Below are 10,625 nucleotides of genomic sequence, written 5' to 3'. Positions count from 1 at the left end.
TTAAATATAGGGAGAAAGGTAGTCGGAGAGGTTGCATTTAGCAAGAATCCGATAGAGAGGCTTGTAGTTAGCCCTGTACGGGTCAAAGCGTACAAAGCTGATTCAAAGTGCGACGTTTGGGTACAGAATTAGTAACTATTATTGCTCAGTAGGTCAGATTTGTTAACAGAAAATACGGCTTATATCTAAGTAGGGTTTGCGGCAAAAAGTTTTTCGTGGGGGCAGGGTGTGGGGTGTGGGGTGTAGGGTGTAGGGTTTTACCCGTTTTCAGAGGGTCAATTACCTAATTTTCGGGGAAAAAGTACCTGAATTTTCCCCCCGACCACTCCAAGAAATGGCACTTTTTGATTTCAAAAAAGCCTAAAGATATTATCCAACAAGGTTTTTAGATTTATTCAGCAGACCCTACTTACAAAATGCTCTAGAAAAAGGATGATGGTATGTGATATAATTTGCTCTTGCTTTCATCTACATATTTAAGTGATTTTGTCAAGAAAATGAGCGAATTAAAATCCCAAATCACAGCTATTGATCATCAACTTTCCAAACGTCCGATCGCTCTCGATCCCGGAGGATATTTTATTATTTATCTAGACCGAGAAGCAGGGTTAATCTGTGCCAAACATTACAGCAATATTATCAATGAAAAAGGTTTAGCCGTCGATCCAGAAACGGGAAAAGTTATCGGTGTTAGGCAAAAACTCGATCGCAATCCTGAGACTATTTACACCGCAAGAACCGCCAAAGAATTAGCCGTCAAAGTGATCGAAGAAAACCAACCTTGTCCAATTACTATGTTCGATCATGCTGCTTATTTAGGTCGAGAATTTACCCGCGCTGAATACGCTTTAATCACCGGTGAAGAATATATTCAGGATTAAAAATTGGGCTTGTCAGTGATCAGTAAACAGTAATCAGTAAACAGGGATAAAGATGAAGATAAATAAGTAAATAACTTAAAACTTAAAACTTACATCTGATAACTGATAACTGATAACTGATAACTGTTAAACCGTGCCTTTAAATAAACCTTGGGGACGGAATAATAACAGCAAGATCATAATTAATAAAGCCACGGCTAATTTATAATCAGAACCAATTAAGGGAACACTAATTTCTTGGGCAACACCAATAATTAAAGCCCCGGCAATCGCTCCGTAGGGATTACCAATACCACCTAAAATCACGGCGGCAAACATTGGTAAGATTAAAAACCAGCCCATATTGGGACGCACTCCCCCAGTAATTAACCCGAACATCGCTCCGGCTAAAGCAGTTAAAACTCCCGTAATTATCCATGTCCAGAAGACAACCCATTCGACGTTAATTCCGGTTACTCTAGCTAAATCGGTGCTGTCAGCTACGGCGCGCATCGCCTTACCGATCTTAGTTTTTTGCAATAACAAATGGAGGGCAATAATAACTATAATTGCCAAACCAATGACTAACAAGCGATCGAAAGCTACTTTAATCCCAAAAATTTCTGTAGCGGTCATCACAGGCAGATCGTAGCGTTGATTACTACCGCCCCAGATCATTAAAATACCATTGCGAAGAAATAAAGCCAAACCGATCGAAATAATAATTAAAGTGGTAGAATCAGCCCGTCGATCGCGCATGGGTTTCCACAATAATCTCTCGGCAATGAGCATGGCAATAGCTGTCACCGCTGCCCCCACCAGCATCGCTAACCAGAGATTAATCCCTTGAGCATTTACCACCCAAGTTATGTAAGCACCCAAAGTCATAAAATCGCCGTGGGCAAAATTAGACAGACGCAAAATGCCACAGGTAAGGGTTAACCCAACAGCAGCCAGAGCAATAATACTGCCGACGGCTAAACCATTGAATAAAAGTTGCGATGTATCCATCAAACCTCTTGTATAAATCAGAAATTGTCCTTAGAAATAGGAGTCAGGAGAGAGAAAATTCATTAACTTTTGTATTTAGCTGAAAGCTGATGGCCCGTTGCTTAAATATTTTTGTTTAGACTAAATTGCATGGCAGTATAAGCTTAGACAGCTATTATAAAGGTTTCTGTGCCAGCAATTTCTAGCGGCCAGCGAAAAGCTGACGGCCGATGGCTTACTGCTATAAAATCAAGAATGCCCACTGATGGAATTTTCCCCTGATGAAGACTATCTTTCGATTAGCGATCGCTTTTTTTGCCTTACTATTTATCCTATCTCCTGTCAATGCCTTAGCTGCCAGTTCTGCTGCTGTCACAGGAGCCAATGCCAGTTATGAAAACCAGAATCTGACAGGAAAGGATTTTTCGGGACAAAATTTGCAATCTGCCCAATTTACTAACGTTAATCTCCAAGATTCTAACTTTAGTTCTGCCGATTTGCGCGGGGCGGTGTTTAACGGAGCCTCTATCATCGAAGGCAACTTTCATGGAGCGGACTTAACCAATGGGTTAGCCTATCTGAGTACCTTTAAAAATTCTGATTTAAGCGATGCCATTTTTGCCGAAGCGATCATGCTGCGTACCATTTTCGAGGGAGTAAACATCAACGGTGCTGATTTTAGTTTTGCCGTGCTTGACGCTCAACAAATCAAAAATCTCTGTGAAAGAGCCGAGGGTGTAAACTCAAAAACCGGCGTCTCTACCCCGGAATCTTTAGGATGTGATCAATGATGCAAACAAGGGTTGGTGTTATTGGTGGTGGACAATTAGCTTGGATGATGGCACAGGAAGCCAAGAAATTAGGCATTTCTCTAATTGTACAAACACCACACCCCGACGATCCCGCCGTTGCTTTAGCTGACGGGGTTGTCTTCGCAGAAATAGCTGACGTGGAAGGCACAAAAAAACTAGCTCAACATTGTGATCTGATCACGTTTGAAAATGAGTTTGTTAATTTAGATGCCCTAGAAGAATTAGCGGACACAGGAGTGAAATTCTATCCTAGTTTGGCAAATCTGCGCCCCCTATTGGATAAATACGAGCAAAGATGTTATTTACGCTCCCTAGGGTTGCCTGTGCCTGATTTTTGGGCGATAGATAATTTATCCCAACTAGAAAATTATCCTTTTCCGCTGGTGCTGAAAGCGCGACGACAGGGTTATGATGGTCAAGGAACCTTTATTATTCGCACTCCTGAAGAATTAAACGCCAAAAAGCCGCAATTAGAGCCTCTTGACTTGATGTTAGAAGCTTATATTCCCTACGAGCGCGAATTAGCCATCGTTGCCGCTAGGGGATTAACTGGGGAAATCGTCACCTATCCCCTGGTGGAAACCCATCAAGAGGAGCAAGTCTGTCACTGGGTAATCGCTCCCGCCACTCTTAACCAATCTTTACACGCTCAAACCGAATATATCGCCCGTCATCTGTTAAGTAGTTTGTCGGCGGTGGGGGTTTTCGGGATGGAATTATTTGTCACTTCCCAGGGAGAGGTATTGATTAATGAAATCGCTCCCCGTACCCATAATTCGGGTCATTACAGCCTTTCTGCCTGTCTTACCTCCCAATTTGCCCTACAACTGCAAGCAGTGGCTAATTTGCCCCTCGGAGCCACGGATTTAAAATCTGCCGGGGCAGTCATGGTTAATTTATTAGGTTTTGAGGATAGTGACGGCGATTACGCCGAAAAACGAGCGATTTTAGCGGCAATTCCGGAGGCTCACGTTTTTTGGTATGGTAAAAAATCCCGTCCGGGTCGAAAATTAGGCCATGTCACCCTGTTAAGAGATACAAGCGATCGCTCTGAGTTATTGGACCTAGCAAAGCAGATAGAAAAGCTTTGGTATGGTTGTTAGGGAAGTGGGGTGTGGGGAAGTGGGGGTGTGGGGAAGTGGGGAAGTCGGGAAGTGGAGCATTTGGCTGAAATTTCCCTAAACCCCTAAACCCCTAAATCCCTATCACCCTGACTCCTGAACCCTGAATCCTGCTCCCAGCAACAAACTTTTCCAGTAAATCCTAATTAAAAGACTTTTTTGATTGCCTCGGCGAGTTTTTGACTAATTAACTCGTTACCGTCTCGACTGAGATGAATATTATCGATATAGAGAGAATCGGGATTGGGATGGGCTTGAAAAATGGGCAGAAAATCTAGATAAAAAATCTGCTGGTTGCTGGTGAAATCTGCTAGTCTTTGACGGGCTTTTAATTCATAATCTCGCCCCTGTTTTTGAGCTTCGCGAATTAGGGGGGTAATAGCGATAATTAAACGGGCTTGATTAGCCTGAGCAAGGGCTTGAATTTGGGCAAGAGCGGTTAAATTATTGTCCACTCGATCGCCCCCTTCTCGCACCGGTGGCAGGGGGGGATAACGCTTAAAATATCGATCGTACAATTCGATTAAAGCTAAAGCCGGCCGGCGAGCGGGATAATTAATTTCTCGTCCCACCACCGCCGAACTAGGAGCTAAAGCGAACAGATCATCGGTGTTCATTAATAACACAATCACCTGGGATTCAAAGGTTCCGAAACGTCGCAGATAAGCCAATTGATTGCGCGGTCCCCAAGAATTGGCCGAAGCATTGAGAACCTCCACTGAACCAGTCAGATTCTGGCCTAAATTTTTGGTGATTAAAGCAGAAATGGTCTCTTTTTGATCCGTCCACCAGGAGCCATTAGCGATCGAATCACCGATTAACAGTATTCTCGTCGTCTCCGGGGGCCGTTGAGGTGTAATCGGATCGCTCCGCATCGAATACTGATTAACGGCGATAAGATTAGAAAAACGGCGCGTTTGTTGATTAGGAGCCAAAAGATAGCCAATTTCAGCATCAGCTTCGTAAATAAGCGGATTACCGAACCCGAAGACAATTCTTAAAATAGCCTCAAGGAAAAGGGCAAGGGCGAAAAGAACGCCTAGAATGATTAAAGACAGCCGAATGATACCAATTTCTAATAACACGGATAGATGAGAGTTCGCTAATTTATGATCCTAAAGTGTCTCATACTTTCTACATCCATCTCATGAAAAGGAGTTAAGGGCAATGTCAGACTTAAATCGTGGCATCATGAAATTCGAGGGAGCCGATAAACCGGCAGTAGTGGCGATATCGTCGATTATCGTTATCGGTAGTATTATTGCTCTGATTCTTTGGGCAATGAAAGTCGCCTACATCTAGTTAACTAGAATAATTTCGCTCACTTTTGGCATCACTCGGTTTAAATTTCTTGCCATCACGATCTCACCTCTTGTCCCCTTGAGCCTGTAGGATAGGGTCAAGGGATAAATTGCTAGTTCCCTCTATCGCGCTTGCTAGTCACACTCGACTCGAAACAGATCATCGATGAGCAGATCAACTTCTGTTTTAACAGAACTGTTGCAGTTACTCCCCCAATGGCGATCGCAGATGTACTTCAAAGCATCCCTGACTGCGTTATCCCACGCCATGGAGGATCAGGTTTTAGCGGAAGACGATCAACCGTTAGTGATTGCCAGTTTTCAGCGTGAGCGCTTTTATCGTCAAGAGGCCCATCGCTATCGACGCATTGCCCACAAAAGCGGGCAAGTTTATGTTTTGTCGGCCCCAGAAACCGATTTTAAGCATAGTTCCGACATTTACGAGACGATCGCTTTTCAACCGGAGGACAGTTTAGCCCAAGAATGGCATCTAGTGGTTATCGGTCGCCATTATGCTAGTTGTTTAATCTGTCGGGAACGAACCCATCTGACAGCAGAGGGGGAAAATGGGGCAGCTATGGATAATAATCGTCGTTTTGAGGGGATTTGGACGAGTGATCGCCATGGGAGTCAACAGGCCGCCCAAATTCTTTTAAATCATATTCTCGATTATCGTCCCGAACTAGCGGAGAAAATTAGGCGCGCCCAAGAAGAATACCTGATCTGTGAACTGACGGACAGGGATCATCAAGAGGAAGCAGATCCCTTTATCCAGCGATTAGTCACTTATTTGCAAGCAGGACAGTATAAACTGCTGAAAGCCAATCGTTCCTTGGCATCGAAAGAACACAAGGAAAGACTGATCAACTCGGTGACAGCCTCGATCCGTCGTTCCCTCGATCCGGAAGCTATCCTACAGGTGGCAGTGCAGAAATTGGGGCAGGGATTGGGAGTCTGTCGCTGCGTGGTCTATCGTTGTCATGAGGCCGACATTAACGCCACCATCGAACACGAATTTTTAAACCCCGGCATTAGTTCCATCAAAGGACAAAAATGGCCACTGAAAAATAATCCTCTTTTTCAGGAAGTGCTGGAATTGAGAGAATCCCTGAAAATCGAAGACGCTATTCACGATCCCCGTCTCCCCGGCGATTCCATTCAAAATCTCGTGCGGGAATGTTCCATCTATTCCTGGTTATTAGTACCGATTTTTTACCAAAGTCGTCTCTTGGGAATGTTGGAACTGCATCACTGTGGACCCTATACCACCACTTGGAAAAGCGAGGATGTCGCCCTTGTGGATGCGGTGGCCACTCAAATCGGAGTCGCCCTCATTCAAGCAGAGGCATACGCTAATTTACAGGATTTAAATGAACAATTGGCCGCCCTCGATCGCACTCGTTCTAATTTGGTCGCCATTACCGGCCACGAATTACGCACCCCCCTCTCCACCATTCAAGTCTGTCTAGAAAGTTTGGCCTCGGAACCGGATATGCCGGCAGAAATGCGCCAAATTATGCTTGATACTGCCCTGAAAGATGCGGAACGAATGCGTAAATTAATCCAAGATTTTTTAACTCTTTCTAGGTTAGAAAGTGGCCGGGTTAATTGGAATCCCGAAGCTTTATCCTTATCGGAATGTGTGGAATTAGCCATCAGTCACGTTCACTCCCGCAATCTCGACAACGACAACCCAAAAATTATCAATCTTGTCCCCCCCAATCTGCCCTTTGTTTTAGCCGATGGCGAGTGGTTAGTGGAATTACTCTCCAAACTGCTCGATAATGCCTGTAAGTTTACCGGACGGGAGGGAAGTGTCTCGATCGAAGTCGCTTCGGGAAAGCCAAAAACTCTAGAAGTAACCATTTCTGACACTGGACGCGGGATCGAACCCAATCGTTTAGAACAGGTTTTCGATCGCTTTTACCAAGAGGAGGGGGCCCTGCGACGCAGTGCCGGGGGAACCGGTTTAGGACTGGCTATCTGTCGTCAGATCGTTAATGGTTGGGGCGGCGAAATTTGGGCAGAATCCCAGGGAAAAAATAACGGCAGTCAGTTTCATTTTACTATTCCAGTATTTAAAGATAAAACTAAGGATAATCCCCAAAATACCGCTCCTAAAAAATCCTCCCGTCGTCCTGCCAGTAAACGTAAATAGCGGCTGGTTGCCCGTTTAGTTTTTGCTCTTTGCTCGTGACTTCCTATTCCTTTTCTTCATCAAAAACTAAACAAAAAAGCATTAAAAAAGAAGCATCAAACCCCCAAGATATATAATAAACTTAAAAGAGTAATCAATTAGTCGTTTTTAGGTGAAAAAATTATGGGACGCGCCAATAGAGTGGTTTTAGCTTATTCCGGAGGAGTCGATACTTCCGTCTGTATTCCCTATCTCAAACAGGAATGGGGAGTGCAAGAAGTGATTACCCTAGCCGCCGATTTAGGACAGGGAGACGAATTAGGACCAATTCAAGAAAAAGCTCTGCGCTGCGGAGCGATCGAATCCTTAGTCGTCAATGCTCAAGAAGAATTCGTCAAAGAATACGCTTTTCCCTCAATTCAAGCTAATGCCCTCTACGAAAATCGTTATCCCCTTTCTACCGCCCTGGCTCGTCCTTTAATCGCTAAATTATTAGTAGAGGCCGCCGAGAAATACGGGGCCGATGCCGTCTCTCACGGCTGCACCGGCAAAGGTAACGATCAGGTGCGTTTTGATGTGGGCATTATGGCCCTCAATCCTAGTTTAAAAGTTCTCGCTCCCGCCCGGGAATGGGGCATGAGCCGGGAAGAAACCATCGCCTACGGGGAAAAATTCGGGATCGAGTCTCCCGTGAAAAAATCCTCGCCTTTTAGTATCGATCGTAACCTGTTGGGGCGCAGTATTGAAGCCGGTCCCTTGGAAGATCCGATGACGGAACCCCCGGAAGAAATCTATTTAATGACCAAAGCGATCGCCGATACTCCCAACGAGCCGGAATACGTCGATATTGGTTTTAATCAGGGGATTCCTGTCAGTTTAAACGGAGAAAATCTCGCTCCCGTCACGCTAATTAGTCAATTAAATGACCTAGTGGGTAAACACGGTGTTGGTCGGTTAGATATGATCGAAAACCGGGTGGTGGGAATTAAATCCCGAGAAATTTACGAGGCCCCGGCTTTATTAGTTTTAATTGATGCTCACCGAGACCTAGAAAGTTTGACTTTAACTGGAGATGTTACCCAATATAAACGGGGAATTGAAGATACCTACGGACAGTTAATTTATAAAGGATTGTGGTACAGTCCCTTAAAGGAAGCGATCGATGCTTTTATCCTCAAAACCCAAGAACAGGTAACGGGATCGGTGCGAGTCAAACTGTTTAAAGGTAACGCTAAAGTGGTCGGTCGTCAGTCAGTCAATTCTATCTATTCTCCCGATTTAGCTACCTATGGGGCCGAGGATCAATTTGATCATAAAGCTGCCGAAGGTTTCATCTATGTTTGGGGATTACCCAGCAAAGTTTGGGCCGAAAAAACTAGAGGGAAGTAATCAACAATCCTCCCCTAAGTAAGTGGGTTTTAATTCAGATCCCCCCGACTATCAGCACCCTCCTTATTAAGGGGAGAAGGGGGGGATCAACAAAAATTAAATTTGAACCAGACTCGATAACTGATTTAAATTTGATTACCAATTTTATCAGACTTAGGATTGTTAATAAAATTGAATATAACTAATGAAATTACTTTTTTAGAACCATGCCAGCAAAAGATATTTACCATGAAGCCGTGAAAAATGCCTTAATTAGGGTTTGCTGAATAAATCTAAAAACCTTGTTGGGTAAGACTTTTAGACTTTTTTTACCTCAAAAAGTGCCAACCATTGGAGTGGTCGGGGGGAAAATTCAGGTACTTTTTCCCCGAAAATTAGCTAATTGACCCTCTGAAAACGGGTAAAACCCCACACCCCACACCCCACACCCTACCCCCACCGAAAAACTTTTTGCCGCAAACCCTATCTAGCCATTAAAGACAGCATTTATGAAAATTTTTTCCAACCAGAATCAATTCAGGCTATTGTGAAAATAAATCAATTACTTTTGCTGGTTGTTGAAATGGAAAAGGAGAAAATTTTACAATGGATAGATTAAAAAAATATCGTAATGCCATTAAAAAAGTATTAACAGAATATCACGAATGGGTTTCTGGTTCTGCTAATTTAGATCAAGAAAGTTGTCTTGTTTTTGATGAGATACATGATCAGTATTTTTGGCTTTTTATGGGTTGGGAAGGCAAGAAAAAAATCAGGAATATTCAAGTCCATATTAGGATTAAAAATGAGAAGATTTATATTGAGGAGGATGGGACTGAGGAAGGTATCGCTACGGAATTATTAAGGGAGGGTATTTCTAAAGAAGATATAGTTTTAGCTTTTTACGATCTGGAAACTCGTAAGTTAACAGGGTTTGCTGTGAGTTAAGTTATCGGCAAATCTTGCCTCGAAATCGCCAAAAAATTTGAGTTATAATTATAATATCTCTATAAACCAGCATCAAAAAAGCTTATGGCTATTTCAATTACTTTAACTTTACCTGATGAGATTTTTAATCTAGCTCAATCCTTAGCCCATTCAATTAACCGTGATCTTAATGATATATTAGTAGAAGCGATCGCTTTTTCTATTAGTCCCAATTATCAAGGCGAAAAAATCTCATCCCTAAATTCATTATCAGATGAAGAAATTATCAAATTAACTCAATTACAAATGGCATCAGAACAGGATCAAAGATTAAGCGAGTTGCTCAATGAACAACAAGAGAGGGATTTATCAACCTTTGAAAATAGGGAACTTTGGTCATTGATGCAAATTTATCAAATAAACTTGTTAAAGAAGTCTCAAGGATTAAATGAAGCGTTTAAAAGAGGATTAATTTCCCCCTTAGAAGCATGAATCCTAACCCTATTCCCGACTATACTAAAGATAAAATTCGCCAACAAGCTAACAATCGCTGTGGGTATTGTTTAAGTTTACAAAAATATGTGTTAGGATTGCTGGAGATTGAACATATCATACTAAATCCGGTTATTAAAAACTGATTATTTACTGCCCCTTTTGCATGAGTGCCTCTCCCGATATGTAGCCTATACTTAACGGATTTAGTATCACTTCCGATTTTATGACTCAATCCAAGCTTTTGGGGGGTTCTACCCCCCAAACCCCCCGCGCATTAGTTTTTCGGTGGGATGCTTACAGACAGCTGCTGACACATTTGTAATCATCTAAGAGTCACTGATAATTGCTGATTGTCGGTATTCCTGCAAATGTAAGATGCACCCAGTCAATTTATTGCGGGGGAACCTAGGAGCGAAGGTGATAATTTGGGTCAAAGAAATAAGTAGAGGTAGAACCTCGCTTATCTGCGTTGCAAGGTTCTACCTTGCAACGAGTCAAAAATATTTATATAGGGTCTGCTGAAAAAGTTTTTCGGTGGGGGTTGGGGGTTGGGGGATGGGGGATGGGGGATGGGGGATGGGTTTTACCGATTTTCAGGTGGTCAACTACCTAAT

General features: G+C 43.1%; 12 protein-coding genes and 1 pseudogene. 11 read left to right on the top strand and 2 right to left on the bottom strand.

Annotation, left to right across the window (positions count from 1 at the left end; translation table 11 throughout):
- Window positions 1-132, top strand: a pseudogene (locus EWV84_RS22695) (RNA-guided endonuclease InsQ/TnpB family protein); the annotation flags it as partial.
- 365 nt (window positions 133-497) lie between these two features.
- Window positions 498-881, top strand: coding sequence for a DUF4346 domain-containing protein (locus EWV84_RS00275; protein ID WP_286825060.1), 384 nt, complete (start codon window positions 498-500; stop codon window positions 879-881).
- Window positions 882-1,007: 126 nt separating this feature from the next.
- Here EWV84_RS00275 and EWV84_RS00270 read toward each other — a convergent pair whose 3' ends face one another.
- A complete protein-coding gene (locus EWV84_RS00270) occupies window positions 1,008-1,871 on the bottom strand; it encodes a branched-chain amino acid ABC transporter permease (RefSeq protein WP_286825061.1) in 864 nt (287 codons plus the stop codon).
- 260 nt (window positions 1,872-2,131) lie between these two features.
- Between EWV84_RS00270 and EWV84_RS00265 the strand changes: the two genes are divergently transcribed.
- Window positions 2,132-2,641: a pentapeptide repeat-containing protein gene (locus EWV84_RS00265; protein ID WP_002760385.1), complete on the top strand. Its 510-nt coding sequence runs from the start codon at window positions 2,132-2,134 to the stop codon at window positions 2,639-2,641.
- Window positions 2,638-3,765: a 5-(carboxyamino)imidazole ribonucleotide synthase gene (locus EWV84_RS00260; protein ID WP_287075619.1), complete on the top strand. Its 1,128-nt coding sequence runs from the start codon at window positions 2,638-2,640 to the stop codon at window positions 3,763-3,765. Before EWV84_RS00265 ends, EWV84_RS00260 begins: the two co-directional genes overlap by 4 nt.
- Window positions 3,766-3,929: 164 nt before the next feature.
- Here EWV84_RS00260 and EWV84_RS00255 read toward each other — a convergent pair whose 3' ends face one another.
- On the bottom strand, window positions 3,930-4,868 hold the full coding sequence (locus EWV84_RS00255; RefSeq protein ID WP_287075617.1) for an SGNH/GDSL hydrolase family protein: 939 nt from the start codon (window positions 4,866-4,868) through the stop codon (window positions 3,930-3,932).
- 82 nt (window positions 4,869-4,950) lie between these two features.
- Between EWV84_RS00255 and EWV84_RS00250 the strand changes: the two genes are divergently transcribed.
- From EWV84_RS00250 to EWV84_RS00220, 7 genes are all read left to right on the top strand, one after another.
- On the top strand, window positions 4,951-5,085 hold the full coding sequence (locus tag EWV84_RS00250) for a hypothetical protein (protein WP_002736350.1): 135 nt from the start codon (window positions 4,951-4,953) through the stop codon (window positions 5,083-5,085).
- 165 nt (window positions 5,086-5,250) lie between these two features.
- On the top strand, window positions 5,251-7,242 hold the full coding sequence (locus tag EWV84_RS00245; RefSeq protein WP_287075615.1) for a DICT sensory domain-containing protein: 1,992 nt from the start codon (window positions 5,251-5,253) through the stop codon (window positions 7,240-7,242).
- A 162-nt stretch (window positions 7,243-7,404) separates the two neighbouring features.
- Window positions 7,405-8,610, top strand: a complete 1,206-nt coding sequence (locus EWV84_RS00240; protein WP_286825848.1) for an argininosuccinate synthase — start codon at window positions 7,405-7,407, stop codon at window positions 8,608-8,610.
- Window positions 8,611-9,082: 472 nt separating this feature from the next.
- A complete protein-coding gene (locus EWV84_RS00235) occupies window positions 9,083-9,208 on the top strand; it encodes an element excision factor XisH family protein (RefSeq protein WP_323801828.1) in 126 nt (41 codons plus the stop codon).
- Window positions 9,196-9,537, top strand: coding sequence for a XisI protein (locus tag EWV84_RS00230; RefSeq protein WP_287075613.1), 342 nt, complete (start codon window positions 9,196-9,198; stop codon window positions 9,535-9,537). Before EWV84_RS00235 ends, EWV84_RS00230 begins: the two co-directional genes overlap by 13 nt.
- Window positions 9,538-9,621: 84 nt before the next feature.
- Window positions 9,622-10,008, top strand: a complete 387-nt coding sequence (locus EWV84_RS00225; protein ID WP_287075611.1) for a hypothetical protein — start codon at window positions 9,622-9,624, stop codon at window positions 10,006-10,008.
- Window positions 10,005-10,154, top strand: a complete 150-nt coding sequence (locus tag EWV84_RS00220; protein ID WP_287075609.1) for a hypothetical protein — start codon at window positions 10,005-10,007, stop codon at window positions 10,152-10,154. Before EWV84_RS00225 ends, EWV84_RS00220 begins: the two co-directional genes overlap by 4 nt.
- The last annotated feature ends 471 nt before the right edge of the window (window positions 10,155-10,625 follow it).

The organism is Microcystis sp. M_QC_C_20170808_M3Col (genome assembly GCF_007095505.1).
Classification (GTDB): Bacteria; Cyanobacteriota; Cyanobacteriia; order Cyanobacteriales; family Microcystaceae; genus Microcystis.
Note: the sequence above shows the minus strand (reverse complement) of the source record. Positions and strands in the feature narration are given on the sequence as shown.